The sequence below is a fragment of the Algiphilus sp. genome (genome assembly GCF_023145115.1).
Lineage (GTDB): Bacteria > Pseudomonadota > Gammaproteobacteria > Nevskiales > Nevskiaceae > Algiphilus.
Map to the genome: position 1 here is coordinate 1 of NZ_JAGLEJ010000037.1, position 26,374 is coordinate 26,374.

Here is a 26,374-nt window from a genome sequence, read left to right on the forward strand (position 1 = left end):
CGGTATCCGGTTCGCTGATCGCGCGGGGGGTGGATCATGACGGCGACCGCCGTGCCTACACCCTGTACGTGCCCGACGGCTTCCGCGACGCGGCGCCGCGTCCGCTGGTCGTGGCCCTTCACGGTGGCGGCGGACGCAGCGTCAACCAGATCCGCATGGCGCAGCTCAACGGCCTCGCGCGCGAGAAGGGCTTCATGGTCGCCTATCCGGAAGGGACCTCGCGCACGCTGCCGCTGCAGACCTGGAACGCGGGCACCTGCTGCGGTGTCGCCGTCGAGCGCCGCGTCGACGATGTCGGTTTCCTGCGCGCGGTCGTGGCCGACGCCGCAGCGCTGTTCGCGGTCGACCTGCGCCGGGTCTACATCACCGGCATGTCCAACGGCGGCATGATGACGCACCGCGTCGCCTGCGAGGCGGCCGATCTCTTCGCCGCCGCGGCGCCGGTGGCGGGAGGCCTCAACGTGGGCGGCGACTTTCCGCAATGCACGCCGTCGCGCGCGATGCCCATCATCATGTTCCACGGCACGACCGACCGGAACTACCCCCTCGCGGGCGGCGACGGTGTCGGCGAGCGCGGCGTGCCGGAGACCTTCTACCCGGTGGTGCATGCCACCGAGCCCGACACGCTGGCGGCATGGCGCGCGCGCAACGGTGCCACCGGGTCGGCGCGCCGCACCTTCAGCGGCGCGAATGCCCGCTGCGATACCCACGACGGTGCCGCCCCGGTGGTTATGTGCGTCATCGCGCCGATGCAGCCCGACGCCGACGAAGCGGTGGTGTACGACGGCGGCGGCCACGCCTGGCCCGGCGGCGTGCGCGCGCTGCGCGCCGAGTCCGACCTGCCGGCGCGCGACATCGACGCGTCCGCGATGATGTGGTCATTCTTCACCCGGCACGCGCTGCCCTGAATGCCGTGGCGTCGCGTCCGCCCGCCGGCCCGTAGACCGCGGTGAGCCTGCATTACGACGTCGTCGTGCTCGGCGGTGGCGCCGCCGGCTTGATGTGCGCCATCACCGCCGGCCGGCGCGGCCGCAGGGTGCTGGTCCTGGAGGGCAGCAACCGCGTCGGCAAGAAGATCCTCATGTCGGGCGGCGGGCGCTGCAACTTCACCAACCTCGACGTCACGCCGGACCACTTCCTGTCCGCCAATCCGCACTTCTGCAAGTCCGCGCTGGCGCGCTACACCCAGTGGGACTTCATCGCCATGGTCGAGCGTCACCGCATCGCCTACCACGAGAAGGAGCGCGGCCAGCTGTTCTGCGACGACTCGGCCAAGCAGATCGTGCGCATGCTGCTCGACGAGGCGGACGCGGCGGGCGTGACCATCGCGGTGTCGGCGGCCATCGACGGCGTGTCGCGCAGCGACCCCGGGTTCCGGATCGGCTGTCGCCTGGGCACCATCACCGCGGAGGCGCTGGTCGTGGCCACCGGCGGGCTGTCGATCCCGAAGATGGGCGCCAGCGGCTTCGGCTACGCGCTGGCGCGCGACTTCGGCCACGCCGTGCGCGAGACCCGCGCCGGGCTGGTGCCCCTGACCCTGAGTGGCCGCGAGGCCGAGCGCTACGCCGACCTCAGCGGTGTTGGCCTGGCCGCCGCCACCGCCCACGGCGGGCACCGCTTCGACGCCGGCATGCTGTTCACGCACCGCGGCATCAGCGGGCCGTCCATCCTGCAGATCTCGTCGTACTGGGAGGCCGGCACGCCGCTGCTCGTCGACCTGCTGCCGGGCCGCGATGCGGCTGAATGGCTGCGCGCCCAGCGCGACGCGCGCCCGGATGCGGCGCTGTCCACCGTGCTGGCGCAGGTGCTGCCGAAGCGGCTGGCACTGTGCCTCTGCGAGATCGCCTTCGAGGCGCGGCCGATGCGCCGCCACGACGACGCGGCGCTGACGTCTATCGGCGCTCGGCTCAACGCCTGGCGCTTCATGCCCGCCGGCACCGAGGGCTATCGCACCGCCGAAGTGACCCTGGGCGGCGTCGATGTCGACGCGGTCTCGTCGCGCACCATGGCATCGCACCACGTGCCCGGCCTCCACTTCGCGGGCGAAGTACTCGACGTCACCGGCCACCTCGGCGGCTACAACTTCCAGTGGGCCTGGGCGTCCGGGTACGCGGCCGGGCTGGCGGTGTAGATGCGGTCCGCGGTCTCGGGCTGCCACTCACTTTCGTTTGTAGCGCTTTCCCCTCCGCTCACCCGCAGCACGTGTAGCGGCGTTCAAACCTTCCGAATTGCGCGAAGGCGCCTACGTGCATCCGAGAACGGTAGCCGACTGCCAGCCGCTTCCATCGCGTCGTAGGCGCTGAACGCCGACGTTATCGAGATCAATCCGTTATCGGTCAGTTGTTCCACAATCCATATCGTTCCGAAGGTCCGGCAGCCTTCCGCCTGCGCTGCCTTCTTCAAGCGCGCGTCTCCGGTGACGATCGGGCATTCTTCCTGCAGGGCGAGCGCCAGGCACAGTCGGTCCATGGCGCTGGTTTGCCGATATGTTTCTGCCCACTGCACCGAGCACAAGACCCATTCGCCGCTCACGTCGAGCAGTTGGAGCCCCATGTCCGGAAGCTCGGGATGCTGGGTAGCGAGTTCTCGGTGGAACAACGCGTTCGGTGTCACCACCTGCCAGGGCCCATAGAACAGCGGCCGTAGCAGGTCGCCTTCCTTCAGGTCGATCAATACGTTGGCGTCATGGACCAGCAGCATCGGCACTGAACCGCCGCAACTCGTCCTGTTGACTGCCTAGCAGTTCAATCGCCTTGGATTCGCCGATGATGTCCTCCGCCAGCGCGCGGTAGACGGTTTGCTGGAAGCGGTACGGCTTTTCGTGCGGGTAGTCGCCGCCGGGCTCTCGCACATTCCAGCCCTTCTTCTTGAAAGTGCCGAACATCTGTCCGAACTTGCGCTGGTCGAGAACACCGCAATCCCGGGCTCGATATAGCCACGCGTTCATGCTCAACCCATACTCTCGCTTGAGCAGGACAAGCTCGCGGGGGTCAATCCATTTGCGTCGCTTGCCCAGTGCTGCGCTGACGCTGGGCTCCGGCACGAGAAAGGCGCCCGCGAAGCGATCACAGGCCTTCTCTTCTTCCAGCTCGGGCGCCAGCCGGTCGTGCAACAGCAAGTGCCCGAGCTCGTGGCAGGCGGTGAAGCGTTGGCGGTCGCCGGGCCACTCGCTGCTGATGATGATTACGGGCACATCACCGGCCCAGGCTGACAAGCCGCTGAAGCTTTTGTCACCGAAGACATCGGAAGCCAGCACGATGACGCCGTGCTCCTCGAAAGTATCGATCAGGTCCGGAATGGGGTTGAATCCGAGCTTCCAGGCCTCGCGCGCCAGCATCGCCACCTGCTCTACTTCCTCAAGAGTCTCGATGCGCGCGGGCAGCTCGGGGATGCGGAACTGTGGCAAGGCATCCGGCAGCAAGTCGTACAGCGCCATATGGCGCTCTACCTGATCGGTCACGTCCGCGATGATGCGTGCCGCGAGCTGCTCGCTGAAGCCTGAATGCCGGCGATATGCAACGCCGGTGAGTTCGATGGTCGACGGCCGCAACAGATAGTCGACCGAAACCTCGAGGGCAGCGGCCAGCTTGAGCAGAGTCCCGGAGTTGGGAACAAGCTGATCGTTCTCGTATTTGTCGATGGCGGTATGGCTGAGCCCTACGGCATCCGACAATGCGCGCAAGGAAAGGCCGGCACCTTTCCGGGACCGCCGCAAGCGCTCTCCAATCATGGGAACACCTCGGAGCAAAAGCCGCCGATTGGTTTACAACGGCCATATATGGCGCGCAAATGTAAACTTGGCGCCACTTCGCGTCAAATTGTCTGTTCCGCCCTGTGCGCGCGGCGCGATCCCGAGACCGTTTCTGGATGGGGCTGGCGGCTTCCGTCGGATGGGGCTACGAGATGCGATCGCTCGCGGCAACGGCTCCCTGGAGTGCATGCCTCACACGCGGAAGAGACGCGCCTGGATGTCGACGAAGACGTTCCGGATCTCGCCCACCGAGCCCGGCCGGCGCTTGGCATCCCTGGGCGCGGCCCACGCCTGCCGGTGCCAGTTGCAGTACCTCCAGTGCGGCATCGTCGGCGTGTTCAGCCTCCAGATCGTCCCGATACTTCAGGAACAGCGGCCACGAGGTCTGCTGGGTGTAGTCGAGTTCGGTAGCCATTCCGTCGTCGTTGCGCAGGGCCTTGTCGATCTTGTTGAAAGTGTTCCCGAACAACGGGGATGTTCCATTTCCCGGGATGGGGTGTTACGCGGACATTAGGAGGAGGGGGCTTCGGCGAGCATAGCGAATGACTCGCGAATGCCCCTCGAGCCGCGTCGTTACCCGGGCTCTGTGGTCCCTCCGTCCGGCTAAGCCTGCAGGCAGCGCGCGATCAGCTCGAAGGACCGCAGGCGCGCGTCGTGGTCGTAGATGTCCGAGACGATCATCAGCTCCTCGGCGCCGGTCTCCTTCACGAAGGCGTCGATGCCGGCGCGCACGGTGTCGGGGCTGCCGATGATGCTGCGCGCCAGCATGTGCTGGGCGTGCTCCTTCTCGCCCCGGGTCCAGTAGCGGTCGATGTCGTCGATGGGCGGGCGGCTGCGGCTGCGCGCGCCGCGCAGCAGGTCGGCGAAGCTCATCTGCTGGGTGGTCGCCAGCTTCCGGGCTTCGGCATCGCTGTCCGCCGCGATGATGTTCACGCCCGCCACCGCGTAGGGCTCGGCGAGCTGCGTCGAGGGCTTGAAGCGGGCGCGGTAGATTTCCAGCGCGCGCAGCAGCGCGTCGGGCGCGAAGTGCGATGCGAAAGCGTAGGGCAGGCCGAGCTCGGCGGCGAGCTGGGCGCCGAAGGTGCTGGAGCCGAGGATCCATACGGGCACCTTCGTGCCCGCTGCCGGCACCGCCTGCACCGATGCGTCGGCACCTTCGTCCGAGAAGTATCCCTGCAGCTCGACGACGTCGCGCGGAAAGTCGTGCGCGGCGCTGGGCGAGCGGCGCAGCGCGCGCAGCGTCTCCGGCCCGGTGCCCGGAGCGCGGCCCAGGCCGAGCTCGATGCGGCCCGGAAACAGGTGCGCCAGCGTGCCGAACTGCTCGGCCACCACCAGCGGTGCGTGATTGGGCAGCATGATGCCGCCGGCACCGACCCGGATGCGCTCGGTGCCGGCCGCCACGTGCTGGATCACCAGTGACGTTGCCGCGCTGGCGATGCCGGGCATGTTGTGGTGCTCGGCGAACCAGATCCGACGGTACCCGCGCGCCTCGGCATGGCGCCCCAGATCGCGCGCGTGGTCGAGCGCGTCGCGGGCGTCGAAGCCCTCGCGGATGCGGGCCAGATCGAGGATCGAGAGCGCGACGGACATGCGGTGCCTGCGGAGCGGGGGCGGGCTGCCGATGGTGCCGCAGCGCGCGGCATCCTGCGTTTCGCGGCATTCAGGACGCGTTCGGTGGCTGCACGGGATCCTCTTGCCGACACTCAGGGAAGCAAGGGAGAAGTCATGCAGCGCATGCATCTCTATGCGGCGGCCGCCGCTGCGTCGCTCGCGATTCCGGCGCAGGCGCAGGACTTCGGCATCATGCAGTCCGCCGAGACCATCGAGCCGGGCAACTACAAGCTCGCCGGCTATCCGTTCTTCGTGTTCGGCGAGGACGGCGCCGACGACGAGACCGGCGCGGTGGTGCGCGGTGGCTACGGCTTCACGCCGACCATCGACGGCGAGCTCAAGGCGGCGTTCTTCGACGATGTCACCTATCTGGGCGCCGACGCCGAGTTCCTGCTGCACGACAGCGCGCCGCTGGATGTGTCGCTGACGCTCGGCGCCAACATCGGCATGGCCGACGAGCCCCTGTCCGACTCCACCACCTTCGACGCCGCGCTGAGCGGGTCGCACGCCCTCACCCGCCGTCTCGAGCTGGTGGGCAGCATCGAGGCCGCCTTCGTCGAGCTCGACGACGTGCCGCCCGGTGCCGACGATTCGCTGCGCCCCGTGCACCTCGTGCCCGGTGTCGAGTACCGCCTCACCGAGACGGTCGACCTGGTGGCCGAGTACGGCTTCGAGGTCAACGACGAGGGCGCCGACTACGGCTCCATCGGGCTGGCGGTCTACTTCCTCTAGCACCGATCGGCAGCCGCACCGCGGCGGGACGCCGCTGCCATCGTGGCGCGCGCATTGGATAATGCGCGCGCCATGACCCGAACCCACCGCAGCCAGATCCAGCAGCTCCTGCGCGAGGCCGAGCCGACGCTGCTCGAGCGCGACGCGCGCCGGCTGCGCGGCCGCGTCCGGAAGCTGCGCGGCGGGCACGATACGCAGCCGCTGATGAAGGCGCTGGCGGAGGCCCGCCAGCGCGCCGAGCGACGCAGCGCGCGGGTGCCGGCGGCGCTGCACTATCCGCCCGAGCTGCCGGTGGTCGGCGCGCGCGACGATCTGCTCCGCGCCATCCGCGAGCAGCAGGTGCTGGTGGTCTGCGGCGACACCGGCTCGGGCAAGTCCACCCAGCTGCCCAAGCTCTGCCTGGAGGCCGGTCGCGGCCGGCGCGGACTCATCGGTCACACCCAGCCGCGACGTCTGGCGGCGCGGGCGCTGGCCGGCCGCATCGCCGGCGAGCTGCAGACCGCACCCGGCGATCTGATCGGCTTCGAGACGCGCTTCGAGAAGCAGCTCGGCGACGACGGCCTGGTCAAGCTGATGACCGACGGCATCCTGCTCGCCGAGCTCGGCCGCGACCGCGACCTCGCCGCCTACGACACCCTGATCATCGACGAGGCTCACGAGCGCAGCCTCAACATCGACTTCCTGCTGGGCTATCTCAGGCAGCTGCTGCCGCGCCGGCCCGATCTCAAGCTGATCATCACCTCGGCGACGCTCGACCCGGAAAGCCTCAGCAAGCACTTCGACGATGCCCCGATCATGCGGGTCGAGGGCCGCAGCTATCCGATCCGCATCGACTACGCGCTGCCGGCGCGGGACGACGACCTGCCCGGCGCGGTGGCCGACGCCATGGACCGGTTGTGGTCGCGCAGGCCGGACGGCGACGCCCTGGTGTTCCTGCCCGGCGAGCGCGAGATCCGCGAGTGCGCGCGCGTGCTGCGCGGCCGCCGCAGGGATGCCGAGGTGCTGCCGCTGTACGCGCGTCTCGGTGCGCGGGCGCAGGACGCGGTGTTCACGCGCGCGCAGAAGCCCCGCATCGTGCTCGCGACCAATGTCGCGGAGACCTCGCTGACGGTCCCCGGCATCCGCTACGTGGTCGATACCGGCACCGCACGCGTGGCGCGCTTCCAGCCGCGCTCGGGCGTGCAGTCGCTGAAGATCGAGCCCGTCAGCCGGGCCGCCGCCGACCAGCGCGCCGGCCGCTGTGGGCGCGTCGGCCCCGGTCACTGCCTGCGCCTCTACGCCGAGGACGACCTCAAAGCGCGCCCGGCCTTCACCGACCCCGAGATCCGGCGCTCGAATCTCGCCGGCGTCATCCTGCAGATGGCCTCCCTGAAGCTGGGCAGGGTCGAGGACTTTCCGTGGCTCGACGCCCCCAAAACCCGTCACGTGCGCGAGGGCGAGCGCCTGCTGCGCGAGCTCGGCGCGCTCGACGACGCCGGCGGCCTGACGCGCACCGGCCGCGAGCTCGCACGCCTGCCGCTGGATCCCCGCATGGCACGCATCGCGCTGGCCGCGAAGGGCACCGCCGCCGAGGACGCGGCACTTATCCTGGCGGCCGCGCTGGCGGTGGCCGACCCGCACGAGCAGCCCGCCGACCAGCGCGATGCCGCCAGGAGCGCGCACGGTCAGTGGCGCCACGCGCGCTCGGACTTCCTGACGCTGCTCAACCTCTGGGACCGCACCCGCGCCATCCGGCGGGACGAGGGCAGCAGCGCGTTGCGCCGCTGGTGCGAGAAGCACTTCGTCAGCTTCAACCGCCTGCGCGAATGGGGGCTGGTGGTTGCCCAGCTGCGCCAGGCGCTGGACGTGCGCGCGGCCGACGATCGGCCGCTGGATGACGCCGGCCGCGCGCGCGCGCTCAAGGCGCTCTACGCGCCGCTGCATCAGGCGCTGCTCGCCGGGCTGATCGACCACATCGGCATGCGCCTGCCCGAGAAGGGCGGCTACCAGGGGCCCCGCGGGCGCCAGTTCCGCGTCTTCCCGGGCTCCGGGCTGGCGAAGAAGGCGCCGCCCTGGCTGATGTGCGCCGAGCTCGCGCAGACCCGCCAGCTCTTCGCGCGTACCTGCGCGGCCATCGAGCCGGCCTGGCTGGAGCAGATCGCGCCGCACCTGCTGCGCCGCAGCCTCGAGCATCCCGCCTTCGATGCCGAGCGCGGCGAGGTCTCCGCCACCGAGGTGGTGCGCTTCCACGGCCTCGAGCTGACCCGGCGCGCGCGGCACTACGGCAGCGCCGAGCCGCAGGAGGCGCGCGCCATCTTCATCCGCGAGGCGCTGGTGCGCGGCGCGCTGCGCAATCCGCCGCGCTTCCTGCGCGACAACCTGGCGCTGGTCGCGGCGGTGCGCGACAAGGAAGAGCGCCTGCGCCGGCCCGATCTGCTGGCCGACGAGGACCAGCTCTGCGCCTTCTATGACGCGCGCCTGCCGGCCGAGGTCTGCACGCAGTCCGGGCTCGAGAAATGGCTGCGGCGCAGCGGCCAGAGCGAGCGCGTGGCGGCCGACCGGCCGATGGCGCAGCTCAAGCAGCAGATGGCCACGCAGGGCCCGCTGCACATGCGCGAGCCGGACGTGCTGCGACCGGGCGCGGACGCCGATGTCGAGGCGCTGTTCCCGGACCGCCTCACCGTCGACGGCCACCGGGTGGCGCTGGAGTACCGCCACGACCCCGGCGCCGACGCCGACGGCGTCACCTTCGTGATCGATCTGCCGGCGCTGTTCGCGCTGCCCGGGAGCCGCTTCGACTGGCTGGTGCGCGGGCTCCGCCCGGCGCTGTTCGAGGCGCTGCTGCGCAGCCTGCCGGGCAAGCTGCGCCGGCGCGTGACGCCGGCCGCGCACTTCGCCGATGCGCTCACCGAACGGCTCGGCCCCGACGACGGGGCGCTGCTGCCGGCGGTGTGCGCGGCGCTGGCCGACATGTGCGGCGCCGAGCTGCACCCCGAGGACTTCGACCGCGAGCGCCTGCCCGCGCATCTGCGCCCGGGCGTGCGCCTGCTCGACGCCGGCGGGGCCGTGCTCGGCGAGGCCGAGTCGCTGACGGCGCTGCGCGCGCGCTTCGGCGAGCGCGCCCGCGCCGCGGTCAGCGCCGCCGCCAGCGGTTCCGACTGGGTGCGCGACAACCTGCGCGACTGGGATTTCGACGCGCTGCCCGGGCGCGTGACGCTGCCCGGCGGGCTGCCGGCGCACCCGGCGCTGGTCGCCGAAGGCGCGCAGGTGCATCTGCGGCCCTTCGAATCGCGCGCCGCCGCCGATGCCGCGCACGCCGCGGGCTGCCGGCAGCTCCTGCTGGGCGCCATCGGCAGCCGCGCGCGCGATGTCGAGAAGACCGTCGCCAAGCGCTTCGGCCTGCAGCTGGCCACCACCACGCACACGCCGAAGACGCTGGCCGCGGCGGTGGTCGCGCGCTGCGCCGATGGGGTGTTCGCGCCCGGCGCGGTGCGCGACCGCGCCGCCTTCGAGGCGGCGCTCGAACGCCGCAGCGACTTCAGCCTGCGCGCGCAGCGCGTGATGGACGATCTCGCCGACTGGTTCGCGCGCGCCAATGCCTTGCGCGCGCGCATGCGCGATCTCGCCAAGCCCTTCCCGGCTGCGGTCGCCGATGCCCGCGCCCAGCTCGACAGCCTGCTCGCCGACGACTGCGTCGCGGTCATCCCGGAGGCGCAGTGGGCGCGGGTCACGGTCTACCTGCAGGCACTGGAGAAGCGCCTGGAGCGGCTGGCCAACAAGCCGGCACGCGACGAGCAGCTGCGCGCCGGCATCGTCGCCGCCCGCGGTGAACAGCCGCCGCCGCTGGATCACCCCGCGCGCTGGATCGAGGAGGAGTGGCGCGTGGCGCTGTTCGCGCAGGAGCTCAAGGCGGTGGGCGCGCCCGGCGACGCGCGCCTGCGCGCGGCACTGGCCGGCACGGGCGCCGACAGCGCCTGATCGCGGTGCCGGGGCGCGTGCGCCCGCGGGTAGACTTCGCGCATCGGCCGCTGGTGGACACCGGATGCCCAAGGGCGCTTCGCGAAGGATCGGCATGGCGCGGTTCCGGTGCGTCGTTCGCGCCGCGGTGGCGCTCGGCCTGCTGCTCGGTGCCGGCCCCGTCCATCCGGAATCGCCGGATTCCGGCGCATTGCGGCTGACGGCGGATCGCGACAGCGTCCCGGTATGGCCCCATCTCGAGATCCTCGAGGACCGCGCCGCGACGCTCGGTCCCGACCAGGTGGCGGTAAAACCGGACGCACACTGGGCGCCGCTCGAGCGCGCGCATCAGCACTTCGGGCCGCGCAGCTCGGCGCTGTGGGCGCGTTTCACGGTGCGCAACGTCGATGGCGAGCGCCGGCGCTGGGTCATCGTGCAGGAACAGACCTTCGTCGACGACGTGCGGCTCTACCGGCGCGAGCCCGGCGGCGGCTGGCGCCGCGTGACCGGATTGCGCGACGCATCCGCCGACTGGTTCGGGGGCGCGCGCAATCCCGCCTTCGAGGTGACGCTGCCCGCGGGCGCGCCGGTCGCGTTCCTGGTGCGGACGCAGACCCGGTCGCTGCAGCGCTTCCCGCTGGTGGTGCAGTCGGCGGCGCACTACCAGCGCAGCGAGCGCATGGGCTACATGGCCAGCGGTGTCGTCATGGCCGTTCCACTGGCGGTCGCGGGCTTCGTGCTCATGCTCTGGCACGCGCAGCGCCAGCGCAGCCTGCTGGTGATCACCGGACTCATCGTCAGCGAGATGGTGGGGGCGGCCTGGGTCGGCGGCGTGCTGCATGCGATCGCGCCGGGGGTCGATCCGGCCTGGCTGGGCGCCGTCGGACTGACCAGCTGGATGCTGACCGTGGCGCTGGGCTATCTGCACGCTCGCATCTTCCTGGATCTGGACAGCGCCGCGCCGCGTCTGGCGCGGGCGTTCCGCGTCCTGCCCTGGTTCCTGGCGGTCTTCCTGCTGTTCGAGCTGGCGGGCTCCGGCATCGGCCGCAATCTCCTGATCTACGCGACCTTCGTCTCGCTGCTGATGTTCTTCGGCGCGTCCGTGTGGCAGGCCCGGCGGGGGCTTCCCTACGCGCGGGTCTACGCGCTGGCGTGGGGCACCTATCTCGCGTCGGTGAGCGTCATCATCGTCAATCTGCTCGGCACCATTCCGCCCAATGTGTCGAATCTGACCCTGTTCGCGCAGGGTTCGGTGGTGTCGCTGCTGTTCGCCATCGCCGCCGTCGGGCAGGTGCGCGGCAACGAGCTGCGCACCCAGGCCGCGCTGCAGCAGACCCGTGCGCGCAACGCCGTGCTGCGCGAATTCCGGACGCTCTTCGACAATGCTTCGGTGGGGCTCTACCGCGCCGACTCGGCCGGCCGCATCCTGCGCGCCAATCCGGCGCTGGCCCGGATGCAGGGTTGCGCGTCCGGAGCCGAGCTGGCGGAACGCCTTGATGGGCACGGTCGCCTCTGGCACGCCGATGCCGCCACCCACCGAGCCCTGCTCGCCGCCCTCGACAGGGACGGCGGCATCGTCGACCACGAGTACGCCACCGGCGACGGCCGGCGGCTGGTGGAGAACGCGCGCCTGGCGGAGCGACGCCCGGACGGCGGCTTCATCTACGAGGGCGCGGTACAGGACATCTCCGAGCGCTATCGCATGGAGCGCCGCCTGCGCGAAGCCAACGCCGCCACCGAGCGCGCGATGGCCGATCGGCAGCGCCTGTTCTCGGCCACCAATCACGATCTGCGCCAGCCGCTGCAGTCGCTGGGCCTGTTCATCGAGCTCGCCCACGGGCGCGCGCGGGACCCCAAGGTGCGGCAGTGGCTCGAGCAGATGCGGGCCTCGCACGCGAGCCTCTCCGACACCATCGACGGCCTGCTCGCGCTGTCCCGCCTGGAAGCGCAGGCGGTGCAGCCGGACATCACGGTGTTCGCGCTGGAGCCGATGCTGGCGGCGCTCGGCGCCGAGTACGCGGTGCTTGCCGAAGCGCGCTCGCTGCGCATGCGCACGCGCGGGTCCCGGCTGCACGTGCGCAGCGACCGGGTGCTGGTCGAGCGCATGCTGCGCAACCTGCTGGGCAATGCGCTGCGCTACACCGACAGCGGCACGGTCCTGCTGGGGGTGCGGCGGCGCGGCGACCGCGCCGGCATCCAGGTGCTGGATACCGGTCAGGGCATCGAGGCCGATGCGCAGGCGCGCATCTTCGACGAGTTCGAGCAGTCGGCGTCCGGCCGGCGCGCCGGTGCGGGCATCGGGCTCGGCCTCGCCATCGTGCGGGGGCTCGCCGAGCTGCTCGGCATCGAGGTGCGGATGCACTCGATCGCCGGTCGTGGAAGCTGCTTCGAGCTGCTGCTCCCGCTCGCCGGAGCCGGCGAGGCGGCCGCGCCGACCGGCACGGATGCGCAGTGCGTGCTGGAGGGCCGGCGGGTACTGGTGGTCGACGACGATCCCGACGTGCGGGGTGCCTTCGCCGAGCTGCTGCGCAGCCGCGGCGCGGACGTCGCCTGCGCCGCCGGCAGCGACGAGGCCGTGGCGTGCGCCCGGCCGCTTCCCGATCTGCTGATCCTGGACCGGCATCTCGCCGACGGAACCGGCGAGGCATGCCATCGCCGGCTGATCGCCGAGGCCGGCGTGTGCTGCCCGGTGCTGCTGGTGAGCGCCGAATCCGCGATACCGGCGCTCGAGGGGCATCCGCGCAGCGTCGCGCTGCGTAAACCGGTGGCGCCGGACGTCCTGTTCGGCGCCATCGGGCGCCTGCTCGATGCCGCGGCCTGAGGGGGCAACGATGCCGGGCGACTGGATTCTGGTGGTGGACGACCATCCGCTGTTCGCGGCGGCGGTGAGCGATATCGTGACGCAGCTCGCGCCGGAGACCGGCGTCGAGATCGCCGACAGCGTCGCGGCGGCGCGGGCGCTGGTTACCCGGCTCGGGGCGCCGCGTCTCGCGCTGCTCGATCTGAATCTGCCCGACAGTCCGGCCAGCCGCAGCCTGGAGGCGCTGGGCGCCATGGCCGATGGCGCCCCGGTGGTCGTCATCAGCGCCCACGATGATCCGCTGCGCGTGCGCCAGGCGATGGCGGCGGGCGCGGTCGGCTTCATATCCAAGTCGCAGCGGCCGCAGCGGATCATGCGGGATCTGGCGGGCGTTCTCGCCGGCGCGGCGGTCGCGCCACCGGTGCCGGAGCCTGCGGCTGCCACCCGGGAGCTGCCGCTGTCGCCGCGCCAGCGCGAAGTGCTCGATGGCGTGGCCGCGGGCCGCTCGAACAAGGAGATCGCCGCGGCGCTCGGCGTGTCGCCCGGAACGGTGAAGGTGCACCTGCGCGAGATCTTCGCGCGGCTCGGTGCGCGCAATCGCATGGAGGCGGTCGCGCTCTACCACCGCGGCGGCTGAACCGGGGGGACTACCCCGAACGGCATATTCCGCGGCCGGCGGCGGCGGGGTAGCGTCGCAGCGATGAGCGCGCCGCTACCGGATGCGCACGGAGCTGCCGATGAAGCTGTGCATTCCCGCCGTCCAGACCGCCCTGCTCGTCGTCGGGCTCGTCGGCTGCAAGCCGCCGGCCATGGCGGAGGAGTTCGTCCGACTGACCGCGACCGGCCCGGTCAGCGGCGAGATCGATCACGTCGTGGACCGCGCGCGCGTCGAGGGCGATGCCGTCGGCATCGTGTGCATGGGCCCCTGGCCGACGATCAACATCTCGCTCGCCGAGAGCGGGGAGCGCCCGTTCGGCATCCAGCTGCAGATGCGCCTGCCGGCCGGCGCCGGCGCCGGGGACTATGCGCTGTCGATCTCCGGCGCCAACAACAGCGCACGCGTGACCACGCAGTTCATCACCGACGGCTCGCGGGCGCTCGGCATCGTGCAGGACGGGCAGCTGGCAATCGAGGCGCTCGACGAGGGTTATGCCGGCACCTTCGAGATGACGCTGCGGGACGGCGGTGCGCAGACCCTGTCGGGATCGTTCCGGATCACGCTGACCACCGGCAGCTGCCCCTAGCCGCGCGGTGTGGTGATGGTCCGTGCCATCGCGGCCGTGCTGGGTGCAGCCTGGCTGCTCGTCGCCTGCGGCCACGGCGACGGGACGATGTGCGACGACGCCGCCTGTCTGCAGCAGCACTTCGCGACGTGCCGGCCCGCACGGGCCACCTTCACCGAGGCGCCGGGTGCGGTCGCCTATCGCGTCGTGGGCACCGAGGCCGATGGCTGCGCGGTGCGCTTCCGCTATCTGGACAACGACGACCGGGCTGCAGAGACGCAATCGCTGACCATGATCCTGGACAGCGATCGGCCCCTGCAGCCGCAGGTCCGGGCTGCCGTGGGAGGCTGCCTCGCCGGCGATCGCGAGGCGATCGCGCGCCACCGTTGCGACGGGCCGCTCGTGGCGACGGCCCGAGAGGGCGGGGCGATGCTGCCGTCCGCGCTGCCGGCACTGACGGGCCGGCCCTACCAGCCGCCGGCGATCCGCGCACCGCGCTATCTCGATACGGCGCGGGTCGGCGACGTGGCGCGCTACCTCGAGCACGGCGAGCCGCCGGACGGCGCCGATACCCGGCGCTCGCTGCTGTTCCGGACGGTGGCGGTCGGGGGCACGCCGCCGGACCTGATGGTCGACCACGTCGACAGCTCACCGGCCCGCGGCGCCGGCACGCAGTACCACGTGCGCTACATCCAGGCGCTGCGCGAGCGCTTCGATTTCGCCGACTTCACGGCAGCCGAGCCGGCGACGATCGCGTTCCGGGGCCGCGACTGGCCCGGGGCGCTGCGCCATGCCGTGCGCGCCGACGGTGCGCGGCTGCGCTTCGCCTTCATCCCGCAGGTGCCCGCCGGGGGACTGGTGCGCGTGGGGGTCGTCGCCGACGACGGCGCGATCGTGCCCTGGTTCTCGCTTGCCGGTCATGGCCGATCCGCCGCGCTGCCCCCGATGGCGGGTGACGGCATGCCGGAGCCGCGCGCGCCGAACGCGGCGGGTTCGGTCGACCACTGGGTGGCCTACTACAACGATGCCGAGGCGCTGCGTGCCGCAGATCAGGTCGCGGGCTGGCTGGAGCGCTGGCGCGCGGCGGGCGAGCCCGGGATCGACGCGGACCTGATCCGGGGGACGGCGTGGACCGCCGAGATGTTCTCCGAAGCCATCACCAAGGGCGCGCGCCCCGCCTTCGACGATGACGATCGCACGCTCGATCAGCGCCTGGGCTTCGTCGCCCTCTCCGGGCTCGACGGCCCATCGGCGGGATTCCGCGTGGTGCGCGCGCATCGCGAACGGGGGCGGGTCCGGCTTGCCGTTGTCTTCACTGGTCGCGACGGCGATACCGCCCGCGCGATCTATCATCTGAAGCGCCACGACCGCTGGAAGCAGACGGGATCCTACTTCGCGCTGGTCAATGTCGCGTACCCGGCGCGCGATACCGATCTGCACAGCAGCTTCCGCGATGGAGGAACGCCCTGACATGCACACCGTAACCGCCCGCACCCGTTGTATCGCCGTCGCCCTGCTCCTGGGGCTGTCGAGCGTCGTCGCGCCGGCGACCGCCGACGAGGCCGGATTGAGCAGCGGCGAGGTCCGGCGCTGGATGGCGCTGCGCATTGAACTGGCCGAGATCCAGCGCGAGATGCAGCGCAATGCCGGCGCCTACGACGATCTGCCGCGCGCCTATGCCCGGCGCGAGGCTTCCTTCCTCGAGGGCCGCGGCTATTCGCGGTCCGACTTCGAGGCGCACGAGTCGCGCATTTACGCCGCCGCCGATGTGCTCGCCTCGCGCGCGGACGTCGAGGCTGAGCGCGCGCGTCGCGCCGCGGATGTGCAGGAGGCCTGCGCACCGGACGCCGCGGCGGGCATCGAGGACAGCCTCGTCGGCAGCGCCGAGCAGCGCGCCATCATCGAGCAGATGCGCGCCGCGGGCGTCGCCGAGGAACGCATCGCGGCGATGCGCGAAGGCTTCGCGCAGATGCCGGATGCCGCGACCATCGCCGACGACGCCTGCCGGATGGCGCGCATGGGCGCGCAGGTCGAGGACGAGGCCGAGCGGCGGCGCGAGGCCATGACCCGGCGCGACTGGCCCGGGGTCCGCCCCTGGCTCGATGCGCTCGATCAGCTCACGAACTGGTACGCCGGCAACGTCGAGGCGCCGCCCGCGCTGGACTGAGCGCCCCGCCGACGGATCGCCGGCCTACTGCGTGACGATCCCGGCGAAGGCATCGGCGCCGCGGATCTCGATCGCGGGGCAGTCGATGTCCTTGCGGCTCATGCTCATGCACTCGAACCGGCTCAGGTCGATGGTGATCTCCGCGCACGCCCCTTCCAGATCGGGACCGATCGAGCGCGACTCGCGCCAGCCCTCGACGCCGTGGAAGATGGCCTGCGCGGGCAGCGAGCTGATCGTGTGGTCGGCCCTGCGGTAGCGGCTCCGGGCTTCCATGCGATAGACATCGGTATCGGCATGGGCGTGCACGGTCCGCGTCGGGTAGCAGTCGCCGGCATCGTTGGTGGTCGGCTCGAACACGATGGTCAGCACGGCCGGGTCGTGGTCGGCGGCGGGCGCATCGGCGCCGCAGGCACCGGTGGCGGCGGCGCTCAATGCGATGAGCAGAAGGCGGAGTGGCATGACCGGCGTCCCGGGTTGTGGAGAAGCCGTCACCATGCGTGCCGCCGGTGGCATCGGCCATACCCCGTTTGCCATAGCCGTGCGCAGCGGTGCGGCCGGCCCGGTTACCTCGCGCGATAACTCTCCAGGAAGCAGCGCACCATCGCCACGCCGTCTTCATAGAGCCGGAAGGTCTCGGTCTCCTGCATGCCGATGTAGAAGATGCCGACCAGGTGGCACTGCAGCGCGGTCGCCGCCAGCTCCGGCGTCACGTCGGGGCGCAGCTCGTCCAGCTCCTGGGCGCGGCGGAAGGCGGCCACGAAGTCGCGCCGTCCGACGTTGCGCATCTCGCGTTCGACCTCGTCGAGACCGGACTCGGCCGGCAGATGTTCGCGTCGCAGGAAGGCGATGGTGTAGACGCGTCGGGTCTGCGTGCAGCCGTCCACGCGCCGGAACACGCGCGCCGCGAAGTCCTCCAGTGCGGCGAAGGGGTCGGCGAGCGACTGCAGGGCGGACTCGCCCTCGGCCAGCGGCAGGCGCACGCGCTCGAGCATGGCGGCATAGAGCTCCTGCTTGTTCCCGAAGTGCCAGTAGAGTGCGCCGCGCGTCATGCCGGCCTCGCGCGCGATCTCCTCGAGGGTCGCACGCGCGACGCCACGCCGGTCGAAGACGATCTCGGCTGCATCCAGCAGCGCTTCGCGCGTTTCGGCGGTCTGTTCCTTGGTGCGGCGCATGACGGTCAGTTTGACAGCTGAGCACGAACGGTTAATATACATACATACGCGTATGTTTACAGCCCGCCCCCGGGCCGCGGCCATTCCGGAACCCTCATGTCGCACCGCCAAGTCCTGCAGCGGGGCGCGTTCGCGCCCCTTCTCGTTATCGCCCTGGGCGTCCTCGCCGCCTGCGGTTCCGGCGACGATGCCGCGCCGCCGCCGGAACCGGCGCCGGTCGACGTGCAGGTGGTCAGCGCCACCGATGTCGTGCAGCACGCGACCTATCCGGGCCGCGCCCGCGGCGTGCGCGAGGTCGAGGTGCGGGCGCGGGTCGAGGGCATCCTCGAGGCGCGCGTCTACGACGAGGGCGCCTTCGTCGAGGCCGACGACATCCTGTTCCGCATCGACCCGCGCCCGGCGCGCATCGCCGTGCAGCGTGCCGAGGCCGTGCTGGCCGACGCCACCGCCGCGGTCGATCAGGCGCAGCGCAACTGGGATCGCATTTCCGGGCTCTACGAGCGCGACGCCACCAGCACCAGCGCGCGCGACGAGGCGCGCTCGGCGCTCGATCTGGCCAGGGCGCAGCGCGCGCTGGCGCGTGCGGAGCTCGATGCTGCTCGGCTCGATCTGAGCTACACCGAAGTGCGCGCGCCGGTCTCCGGTCACACCAGCCTCGAGCGCGTGCCCGAGGGCTCCCTGGTGGATCGCGGCACGCTGCTGGCGGTGGTGACGCAGCGCGATCCGCTGCACGTGCGCTTCTCGCTTCCCGAGGCCGACGCTCTCCTGCGCGACGGCTCGGACGACCCCGCCACGCGCGAGGCCGAGCTGCTGCTACCGGACGGCAGCGTCTACACGCGGACCGGCACGGTGGATTTCCGGGACAGCCGCGTCGATCCGGCGACCGGGACGGTCACCGTGCGCGCGGTGTTCCCGAACCCCGACGGTCGCCTGCAGCCGGGTCAGTTCCTGCGCGTGCGCGTGGCGCTGCAGTCGCTGGCGGGCGTCTACCGGATTCCCGAGTCCGCCATCGGCGAGGGCGCGGAGGGGCCGCGCGTCTTCCTCGAGGTCGACGGTGAAGCGCGCGTCCGCAACGTCACGCTCGGACCGGTGGTCGACGGCATGCAGATCATCCGCGAGGGCCTCGATGACGGCGACCGCGTCATCGTGTCGGGCCTGCCGGGGCTGGCGGATGGCGCCAGCGTCCGTGCGCGCAACGGCGGGGACGGCGAAGGCTGATGCTGCGCTTCTTCATCGACCGGCCGATCTTCTCGGCCGTCATCTCCATCGTCATCACGCTGGCCGGTGCCGCGGCGCTGCGCGTGCTGCCCGTCGAGCAGTACCCCAACGTCGTGCCGCCACAGATCGTGGTCGAGGCCAACTATCCCGGTGCCAGCGCCGAGGTCATGGCGCAGTCCGTGGCCGCGCCGCTGGAGCAGGAGATCAACGGCGTCGACGACATGATCTACATGGAGTCGAACAGCACCGACTCCGGCAGCATGCAGCTCACGATCTACTTCGAGATCGGCACCGACCCGGACCAGGCGGCGATCAACGTCAACAACCGCGTGCAGGCGGCCAGCGCGCGTCTGCCGCAATCGGTGCGCGAACAAGGCGTCCGCGTGGAGGCCCGCTCCACCAGCATCCTGCTGGTGCCGGTGCTGTCATCGCCGGACGGCAGCCACGACAGCATCGAGATCAGCAACTACGCGCTGCTCAATATCCTCGACCGGCTGGTGCGCCTGCCCGGCATCGGTGACGCGCGCCTGTTCGGCGCGCGCGACTACGCCATGCGCATCTGGCTGAGCCCCGACAAGCTGGCCGAGTTCGATCTCACGCCGGCCGAAGTCGCGGCCGCGCTGCGCGAGCAGAACGCCCAGTTCGCGGCCGGCCGCATCGGCGCCGAGCCAGCCTCCGAGGGGCAGGCCTTCACCTACGCCATCACCACGCGCGGTCAGCTCAGCGACGCCGAAGCCTTCGAACGCATCATCCTGCGCTCCGACGACGCCGGCGGCACGCTGCGGCTGGGCGATGTCGCGCGCGTCGAGCTGGGGGCGCAGAACTATGCCTTCTCGGCGACCTACAACGGCGAGGCCACCGTGCCCATCGGCGTGTACCTGCAGCCCGGGGCCAACGCGCTGAATGCCGCCGCCAACGTGCGCGAGGCGCTCGCCGATCTCGGCGAGCGGCTGCCCGAGGGCATGGTCTACGACATCCCCTACGACACCACCGAGTTCGTGCAGATCTCCATCAACGAGGTCATCACCACCCTGCTGATCGCGGTGGCGCTGGTGGTGCTGGTGACCTTCCTCTTCCTGCAGGATCTGCGCGCCACGCTGATCCCGGTGGCGGCGATTCCGGTCTCGCTGATCGGCACCTTCGCCGGCATGCAGGTGATGGGCTTCTCGGTGAACCTGCTGACCCTGTTCGGGCTGGTGCTCGCTATCGGCATCGTGGTGGACAACGCCATCATCGTGCTGGAGAACGTCGACCGTCTCATCAAGGAGCAGGGCCGCACGCCGCGCGCCGCGACCGTGCGCACCATGCAGCAGGTCGCCGGCGCGGTGGTGGCGTCGACCCTGGTGCTGGCCGCGGTGTTCGCACCGGTGGCCTTCCTGGGCGGGCTGACCGGCGAGCTCTATCGCCAGTTCGCGGTGACCATCGCCATCGCGGTCATCATCTCGGGGGTCGTGGCGCTGACCCTGACGCCCGCGATGTGCGCGCTGCTGCTGCGCGCGCAGCCGGCCGAGCTGGCCGCGCCCTTCCGTGCCTTCAACCGCGGTTTCGATGCGCTGACCAATGCCTTCGCACGCGTGGTGGACTTCCTGGTGCAGCGCATGCTCGTCGGCATGGCGCTGTTCGTGGGCGTGGTGGCGCTGACGGTGGGCATGTTCTGGATGCTGCCCAGCGGCCTGGTGCCGCAGGAGGACCAGGGTTCCGTGCTGGTGGCCCCGAGCCTGCCGCCGGTGTCGGCGCTCAACCGCACCGAGGCCGCGCGCGACGCGCTCACCGAGCGCATCCTGGCGCTGGACGAGGTCGAGGGCGCGGTGATGTTCGCCGGCTTCGACATCGTCGCCAGCGCACTGCGCAGCAATTCCGGTGCCGGCTTCGTGCAGCTCACCGACTGGTCGCAGCGCACCGGCGACGATCAGACCGCCGGCGCCCTCGCCACGCGCATCCAGGAACTGAGCGCCGACATGCCCGAGCTCAACGCGGTCAGCTTCGTGCCGCCGCCCATCCAGGGACTGTCGCTCACCGGCGGCGTCGAGGGCTTCGTCCAGGTCAGCGGCAGCCCGTCACCGGACGAGATCGCCGCGCGCGTGCAGTCGCTGCTCGACGCGGCCGGCAAGCGGCCGGAGCTCACCAACCTGCGCACCACCATCGACACCAGCTATCCGCGCTATCACGCCGAAGTCGACCGCGAGAAGGCCAAGGCGGCCGGTGTGCCCATCGACGATGTCTTCGCCGCCATGCAGAGCACCTTCGGCGCGCTCTACATCAACGACTTCTCGCTGGCCGGCCGCATCTGGCGCGTGAACATGTCCTCCGAGGCCGCCTTCCGCGACCAGCCGGACGACATCCGCAGCGTCTTCGTGCGCGGCGGCGACGGCGGCATGATCCCGCTGAGCAGCCTGGTCACGCTGGAGCGCACCAGCAGCGCCGACATCCTCAGCCGCTTCAACGTGAGTCCGGCGGCCAAGGTGCTCGCCGAGCCGGCAGAGGGCTATACCACCGGCGATGCCAAGACCGCACTGGAGCAGGTCGCGGCCGAGGTGCTGCCGGTCGGAGACGGCATCGGCTGGGTCGGCGAGGCCTATCAGCTGGATGCCGCCTCGGGCGCCGGCGGCATGGCCTTCGGTCTCGGGCTGGTGATGGTGATCCTGATCCTCGCCGCCCAGTACGAGCGCTGGCTGCTGCCGATGGCCGTGGCGGCGGCGGTGCCCTTCGCGGTGCTGGGTGCGGCACTGGCGGTCTGGATGCGCGGCTTCCCGAATGACGTGTACTTCCAGGTCGGTCTGCTGGTGCTGATCGGCCTGGCCGCGAAGAACGCCATTCTCATCGTCGAGTTCGCGGCGCAGAACCGGCGCGACGGCATGTCACCCGCCGAGGCCGCCACCAACGCGGCGCGCCAGCGCTTCCGCGCCATCATGATGACCGCGCTGACCTTCATCGTCGGTTCCATGCCGCTGGTGTTCGCCACCGGTGCCGGCGCCGCAAGCCGTCAGGAGATCGGCACCGTGGTGGTGGGCGGCATGATCGCCGCCAGCTCGCTGGCGCTGTTCTTCGTGCCGATGGTGTATCGCGTGCTCGAGGAGCTCGCCACGCGCCGTTCCGGAGGTCGCCGCCATGCGTAGATGGCTGCCGCTGATGGCGCCGGTGCTGCTGGCCGGCTGCGTGCTCGGGCCCGACCATGTCCGTCCGGAGGTGGCTCTGCCCGAGGCCCTGCCGCTGCCGGCGTCGACGGAGACGCCAACCCCGGCGGAGTGGGCGCAATGGTGGCGCCGCTTCGACGATCCGGTGCTGGACGCGCTGATCGCGCGCGCCAGCCGCGACAACCTCGACCTGCAGCAGCAGGCCGCCGCGGTGCGCGCGGCACGGGCCCGGCTGGGCTTTGCCGAGGCCGAGCAGCTGCCCACCGTGGACCTGCAGGCCGAGGCCAGCCGCCAGCGTCAGCCCGCGGCGGCCTACGGCATCCCCGGAGCCGAGAGCAGCACGCGCTCGCTGTTCTCGGTGTCGGGCGTGCTGGGCTACGAGCTCGACCTGTGGGGCCGGCTGGCCCGCTCGCGCGAAGGTGCCGCCGCCCAGCTCACCGAGAGCGTCTACGCGCGCGAGGCGCTGCGCCTCGGCGTGATCGCCGATGTCGCCACCACCTATTTCGAGTGGCGTGCGGCGCAGCGGCAGCTCGCCATCACCGAGGACGCCATCGCGGCGCGCGAGGAAGCGGTGTCGCTGCAGCGCATCCGCTACGAGGCGGGTGCGGTCGATCGGCTGGTGCTGCTGCAGGCGCGCTCCGAGCTGGAGACCACGCGCGCGCAGCTGCCCGACCGCCGCCAGCGCGTGCGTGCGCTGGAGAGCGCGCTCGGCCTGCTGCTGGGCTGGACGCCCGCCGAGCTGGCCGCGGAGACGCCGATGGCGGATGCGCCCGCGAGCACGGCCAGCGCAGTGGAAGCCGTCCCGCCCGTGCTGCCGGCGACCCTGCTCGAGCGCCGGCCCGACATCCGCGCCGCCGAGGAAGCACTGCGCGCGGCCAACGCCGCTGTGGGCCAGGCGCAGGCGGCGCGGCTGCCGGGCCTGAACCTGTCCGGGCTCATCGGCACGACCGCCGCCGAGACCGGCGATCTGTTCACCGGCGCGGCCGAGACCTGGAGCCTGGGGGCCTCGGTGCTCGGGCCGGTGCTCGACTTCGGCCGCGGGCGCGCCAACGTCGAGGCGGCGCGCGCCGAGCGCGACCGCCTCGCGCTGCAGTACCGCGCGACCGTCAATCGGGCCTTCGCCGAGGTGCGCGACGCGCTGCACGCCTTCGAGGCGGCGCGCCAGCGCGTGGCGGCGGTGCAGCGCCAGGTGGAGGCGGTGCAGGAAACCTTCGCCGTCGCCGAGATCCGCTACGACGAGGGCGCCACCGACTTCCTCGAAGTGCTGGACGCGCGCCGCGCGCTGCTCGACGCGCGTCTGGCGCTCAGCGCGGCGGAGCAGCAGCGGCTGGCCACCGCGGCCACGCTCTACAAGGCGCTCGGCGGTGGCTGGCGCGAGGCGGGCGAGGCCGAAGCGGCCGCCGCCGCGACCGCGGACTGAGCCCGGGACCCGGCGCTAGAGCGACCACTCCACCAGCGCGCCGACGGTGCGCGCCTCGCCGTAGCGCTTCGCGACGCGGTCGCCCGCCACCAGCGCGCCCTGTTCGTTGCGGTCATCGGTGAGGTTGCGGCCGTAGACCGCCAGGCTCAGCCGCGACGTGAGCTGATAGTCGACGCGGGCATGCAGCAGCACGCGCGCGTCGGAGCGGCTGCGCGGATCGTTGTCCGGGTCGCTGTAGAAGTCGTCGATGGCCTGCACCGATACCTGCCCGCCGATCCGGTGCCAGGGCTTCAGGGTCAGGCCCAGCGTCGCGGTGTGCTCGGGCGCGTAGGGGAAGGCGTTGCCGGCGTAGTCCTCGCCGTCGTTGACGAAGTCGTCGAACTCGCTGCGCAGCACGCCGGCCGAGGCGAACAGCTCCAGTGGCCCGCCCAGCAGCATCACCACCTCGGCTTCCAGCCCGTAGTAGTGCGAGCGTCCGGCGTTCTCGGTGACGGTCTCGAAGCCCGAGGTCTCGCCGATGGTCACCTGCTGGTCGCGCCAGTCGGTGTAGAAGGTATTGGTGTTGAGCGAGAGGCGGCCGTCGAGCCAGCGGCTGCGCGTCGCGAACTCCACGGTGCGCGTGGTCTCCGGATCGAAGGCGCTGACCGCGCCGCCGAAGAAGGAAACGCTGATGCCGCCCGAGCGATAGCCCTCCTGGTAGCTCAGGCCGAGCGTGGTGCTGTCGGTGGCGAACCAGGTCAGCGCCACCCTGGGCAGCACGTCGGTGAAGGCGGTGCGGTCGCGCTCGGCGTAGTCGGGCGGCACGAAGGCGGGCAGCAGGGTCGCCAGCGCATCCGAGGCCGCGTCGGGCAGCGGCACGCCGATGGGCAGATCGAGGGGCAGGCCGGGCACCGAGCCGGTCAGCGTGAGATCGAGCTCGGCGCCGGCGTCGTGGCGGCTGAGCTCGCGATTGACGCGCACGCCCGCTGTCAGCCGCCAGAAGCGCGCGAAGTCCCAGTCCGCCTCGGCGAAGAGCGCGCCGGTGCGGGTCTCGGTGCGGGCGTCGATGGTGCCGTCCAGCCGCACCAGGCCGCCGGCGGTGGCAACGTCGCGACCGAGCGTGCCGCTGCGCTCGTCGCCGTCGGCGTAGTAGGCGCCCAGCACACCGCGCACGGGGCCGGCGTCCCAGTAGGCGCGCAGCTCCTGGCTGATCAGGCGCTCGGTCTGGGTGTTCTCGGAGAAGCCGCCGTCGTCGGCGGTGCGGTCGTAGTCGACGACGTAGCGGTTGTCGAAGTCCGCCCAGCCGGTGATGGCCTCGACGCGCCAGTGATCGCCGAGCGCGAATGCCTGGCGCAGGCTGTGCAGGCGGGTGCGGTCGTCCTCCACGCCGCGCACGTCGGCGGTCTGGGTGCGCTCGCCTTCGGAGGTGTCGTGCAGCGGATCGCCGAATTCGGTATCGGCCTGGGTATAGCCGTAGAGCAGCCGGTAGTCCGATGCGCTCTCCGGACGCCACGCCAGCGCGACGCGGCCGTTGCGCATGTCCTCGCGCCCGGCGTCATCCTCGTTGCGCGTGACGTTGTGGATGTTGCCGGGGTCGTAGCGGTCCTGGCCGCTGATGCGGAAGGAGAGCGTATCGGTCAGCGGCCCGCCGCCGGCGATGGCGGTGTCGTGGCCGCCGCGGCTGATGACGCCGGCACGGGCGCGCAGATCCCATTCCTCGGTGGGGCGGCGCGATTCCAGCACCACCGACCCGGCCAGACTGTTGCGCCCCTGATTGGTCGACTGCGCGCCGCGCAGCACCTCGACGCGCTCCAGGTCCCAGGCCGATACCGGCCCGGCGAAGCCGGCCGCGCGCGACGGCAGCGCGACGCCGTCGAGATAGACGCTGACGGTGTCCCCCTCGCCGCCGATGCCGCCCTGCGGCACGCCGCGGATGGCGATCTCGCGGTCGCCGGCGGCCGAGACGATATTGCCGTAGCGGCTGACCACATCCTTCATCGTGCTCACCGGCGCGGCCTCGAGATCCTCGCCGGTGGCGATGGCGGCGCTGCTCATGGTCTCGGCCAGCGAGCGGCCGAGCTTCTCGCCGGTGACGACGATTTCGTCGAGGGTTTCGGGGGCGGCGCGCTCGACCGGTTCGGCGGCCGCCTCGGGCAGCGAGATGACCTCGACATCCTCGGGCGATGGGCTCTGGGCGTGCGCGCTCACGACGAGCGCCGGGCCCAGCAGGGCCGCGACTCGGAATTTCACTGCAATCTTCCCCGAAGCAGAGCGCGCCGCTCGGCACCCGGCAGGGGGGCGGCGGCACTGAAAACACGGATGATTCTCAATTATCGATGCAGTGAGGCAGCGTGGCAATCGCTTGTCCTGCCGCCGCGCGCGACGCAGGCTTCATGAAAGCCGGGCCCGCCTGCACTAAGATGCCGGCGCCCACCCCGCGCGGCGCTGCCGTGCGATCGCCCCACCGGGAGCCCCGCCGTGACGCCACCACCGACCCGCGAGCGCCTCATCGTCGCCCTCGACCTGCCCACCGCCGGCGCCGCGCGCGAGCTGGTGCTGCGTCTGGGCGACAGCGTGACGTTCTACAAGATCGGCATGGAGCTGGCGATGGCGCCGGGCTTCTTCGAGTTGCTCGACTGGCTCAAGGCCGAGAACAAGCGGGTGTTCGTCGATCTCAAGTTCTTCGACATCCCGGAGACCGTGGCGCGTGCGGTGCGCAATCTCTCCGAGCGCGGCGCCGATCTGTGCACGGTGCACGGCAACCAGTCGATCATGGAGGCGGCGGCGGGCGCCAGGAGCGGCGCCACCCGCGTGCTGGCGGTGACCGCGCTCACCAGCCTCGACCAGGGCGACCTCGACGACATGGGCTTCTCCGTTGATATCGCCGATCTGGTGCTGTCGCGCGCGCGCCGCGCGCTGGAGGCGGGCTGTGACGGCGTGGTGTCCTCCGGTCTGGAGGTCGCCAGGCTCAAGGCCGAGGTCGGCGATCGGCTGGTCTGCGTCACGCCCGGCATCCGCCCGGTCGAGAACCGCGTCGAGGCCGACCAGAAGCGCGTCATGACGCCCACCGACGCCATCCGCGCCGGGGCCGACTATCTGGTTGTGGGCCGGCCGGTGCGCGATGCCGACGATCCGCGGGCGGTGGCCGAGGCCATCGTCGCCGAAATCGGCGCCGCCGCCACCTGAGCAGGAACCTGAATGGTGCGCTGTGGTATTATGCCTTGTACGTAC

General features: G+C 71.5%; 20 protein-coding genes and 1 pseudogene. 13 read left to right on the forward strand and 8 right to left on the reverse strand.

Translation table 11 applies throughout. The annotated features are described in order from the left end of the window. The coding region (locus KAH28_RS11910; RefSeq protein ID WP_290576882.1) for a PHB depolymerase family esterase at window positions 1-908 on the forward strand (908 nt) is incomplete at its 5' end. Window positions 909-955: 47 nt separating this feature from the next. Beyond that, window positions 956-2,131, forward strand: a complete 1,176-nt coding sequence (locus KAH28_RS11915) for an NAD(P)/FAD-dependent oxidoreductase (protein WP_366918180.1) — start codon at window positions 956-958, stop codon at window positions 2,129-2,131. A gap of 83 nt (window positions 2,132-2,214) precedes the next feature. Here the strand turns inward: KAH28_RS11915 and KAH28_RS11920 are convergent, their stop codons facing one another. From KAH28_RS11920 to KAH28_RS11935, 5 genes and pseudogenes are all read right to left on the reverse strand, one after another. Beyond that, complete coding sequence (locus KAH28_RS11920) at window positions 2,215-2,700, reverse strand: DUF3368 domain-containing protein (protein WP_290576886.1); 486 nt, start codon at window positions 2,698-2,700, stop codon at window positions 2,215-2,217. Continuing rightward, window positions 2,684-3,730: an ImmA/IrrE family metallo-endopeptidase gene (locus KAH28_RS11925; RefSeq protein ID WP_290576888.1), complete on the reverse strand. Its 1,047-nt coding sequence runs from the start codon at window positions 3,728-3,730 to the stop codon at window positions 2,684-2,686. Before KAH28_RS11925 ends, KAH28_RS11920 begins: the two co-directional genes overlap by 17 nt. Before the next feature lie 213 nt (window positions 3,731-3,943). Next, window positions 3,944-4,078, reverse strand: a complete 135-nt coding sequence (locus KAH28_RS11930) for a hypothetical protein (RefSeq protein ID WP_290576890.1) — start codon at window positions 4,076-4,078, stop codon at window positions 3,944-3,946. After that, a pseudogene (locus KAH28_RS17465) lies at window positions 4,068-4,220 on the reverse strand (SAM-dependent DNA methyltransferase); the annotation flags it as partial. The pseudogene KAH28_RS17465 and the gene KAH28_RS11930, both read right to left, overlap by 11 nt. Window positions 4,221-4,354: 134 nt before the next feature. Beyond that, complete coding sequence (locus KAH28_RS11935; protein WP_290576892.1) at window positions 4,355-5,341, reverse strand: LLM class flavin-dependent oxidoreductase; 987 nt, start codon at window positions 5,339-5,341, stop codon at window positions 4,355-4,357. Window positions 5,342-5,476: 135 nt separating this feature from the next. On the opposite strand from KAH28_RS11935, the gene KAH28_RS11940 reads away from it, so the two are divergent. The 7 genes from KAH28_RS11940 (at window position 5,477) to KAH28_RS11970 (ending at window position 16,220) form a co-directional block, all read left to right on the forward strand. Continuing rightward, window positions 5,477-6,094 carry an outer membrane beta-barrel protein gene (locus tag KAH28_RS11940; protein WP_290576893.1) on the forward strand — a complete coding sequence of 206 codons (618 nt, stop codon included), beginning with the start codon at window positions 5,477-5,479 and terminating at the stop codon, window positions 6,092-6,094. Window positions 6,095-6,166: 72 nt separating this feature from the next. After that, window positions 6,167-10,051 (forward strand): ATP-dependent RNA helicase HrpA, encoded by a 3,885-nt coding sequence (gene hrpA, locus KAH28_RS11945; RefSeq protein ID WP_290576894.1) that lies wholly within the window; start codon window positions 6,167-6,169, stop codon window positions 10,049-10,051. Between the two features lie 94 nt (window positions 10,052-10,145). Continuing rightward, window positions 10,146-12,851, forward strand: a complete 2,706-nt coding sequence (locus KAH28_RS11950; protein WP_290576895.1) for an ATP-binding protein — start codon at window positions 10,146-10,148, stop codon at window positions 12,849-12,851. Window positions 12,852-12,861: 10 nt separating this feature from the next. After that, window positions 12,862-13,467 carry a response regulator transcription factor gene (locus KAH28_RS11955; protein ID WP_290576897.1) on the forward strand — a complete coding sequence of 202 codons (606 nt, stop codon included), beginning with the start codon at window positions 12,862-12,864 and terminating at the stop codon, window positions 13,465-13,467. Between the two features lie 100 nt (window positions 13,468-13,567). Continuing rightward, window positions 13,568-14,074 (forward strand): hypothetical protein, encoded by a 507-nt coding sequence (locus KAH28_RS11960; RefSeq protein ID WP_290576899.1) that lies wholly within the window; start codon window positions 13,568-13,570, stop codon window positions 14,072-14,074. Between the two features lie 15 nt (window positions 14,075-14,089). Then, window positions 14,090-15,523 carry a hypothetical protein gene (locus KAH28_RS11965; protein WP_290576901.1) on the forward strand — a complete coding sequence of 478 codons (1,434 nt, stop codon included), beginning with the start codon at window positions 14,090-14,092 and terminating at the stop codon, window positions 15,521-15,523. 1 nt (window position 15,524) lies between these two features. Further along, window positions 15,525-16,220 carry a hypothetical protein gene (locus KAH28_RS11970; RefSeq protein ID WP_290576903.1) on the forward strand — a complete coding sequence of 232 codons (696 nt, stop codon included), beginning with the start codon at window positions 15,525-15,527 and terminating at the stop codon, window positions 16,218-16,220. 24 nt (window positions 16,221-16,244) lie between these two features. On the opposite strand, the gene KAH28_RS11975 is transcribed toward KAH28_RS11970, so the two are convergent. Beyond that, window positions 16,245-16,679, reverse strand: coding sequence for a hypothetical protein (locus KAH28_RS11975; RefSeq protein WP_290576905.1), 435 nt, complete (start codon window positions 16,677-16,679; stop codon window positions 16,245-16,247). Between the two features lie 104 nt (window positions 16,680-16,783). Further along, a complete protein-coding gene (locus KAH28_RS11980; RefSeq protein WP_290576907.1) occupies window positions 16,784-17,392 on the reverse strand; it encodes a TetR/AcrR family transcriptional regulator in 609 nt (202 codons plus the stop codon). A 96-nt stretch (window positions 17,393-17,488) separates the two neighbouring features. Between KAH28_RS11980 and KAH28_RS11985 the strand changes: the two genes are divergently transcribed. From KAH28_RS11985 to KAH28_RS11995, 3 genes are read left to right on the forward strand one after another with little or no spacing between them, the layout of a single operon-like run. Further along, window positions 17,489-18,610, forward strand: a complete 1,122-nt coding sequence (locus KAH28_RS11985; protein ID WP_290576909.1) for an efflux RND transporter periplasmic adaptor subunit — start codon at window positions 17,489-17,491, stop codon at window positions 18,608-18,610. Then, on the forward strand, window positions 18,610-21,726 hold the full coding sequence (locus KAH28_RS11990; RefSeq protein WP_290576911.1) for a multidrug efflux RND transporter permease subunit: 3,117 nt from the start codon (window positions 18,610-18,612) through the stop codon (window positions 21,724-21,726). The genes KAH28_RS11985 and KAH28_RS11990 overlap by 1 nt, the downstream gene beginning before the upstream one ends. Beyond that, window positions 21,719-23,164: an efflux transporter outer membrane subunit gene (locus KAH28_RS11995; protein WP_290576913.1), complete on the forward strand. Its 1,446-nt coding sequence runs from the start codon at window positions 21,719-21,721 to the stop codon at window positions 23,162-23,164. The genes KAH28_RS11990 and KAH28_RS11995 overlap by 8 nt, the downstream gene beginning before the upstream one ends. 15 nt (window positions 23,165-23,179) lie before the next feature. Here KAH28_RS11995 and KAH28_RS12000 read toward each other — a convergent pair whose 3' ends face one another. Continuing rightward, window positions 23,180-25,393 carry a TonB-dependent receptor gene (locus tag KAH28_RS12000; RefSeq protein ID WP_290576915.1) on the reverse strand — a complete coding sequence of 738 codons (2,214 nt, stop codon included), beginning with the start codon at window positions 25,391-25,393 and terminating at the stop codon, window positions 23,180-23,182. A gap of 228 nt (window positions 25,394-25,621) precedes the next feature. Between KAH28_RS12000 and pyrF the strand changes: the two genes are divergently transcribed. Continuing rightward, the gene (gene pyrF, locus KAH28_RS12005) at window positions 25,622-26,329 is read left to right on the forward strand and encodes an orotidine-5'-phosphate decarboxylase (RefSeq protein ID WP_290576917.1); all 708 of its coding nucleotides are present in this window, start codon (window positions 25,622-25,624) and stop codon (window positions 26,327-26,329) included. Window positions 26,330-26,374: the final 45 nt, after the last annotated feature.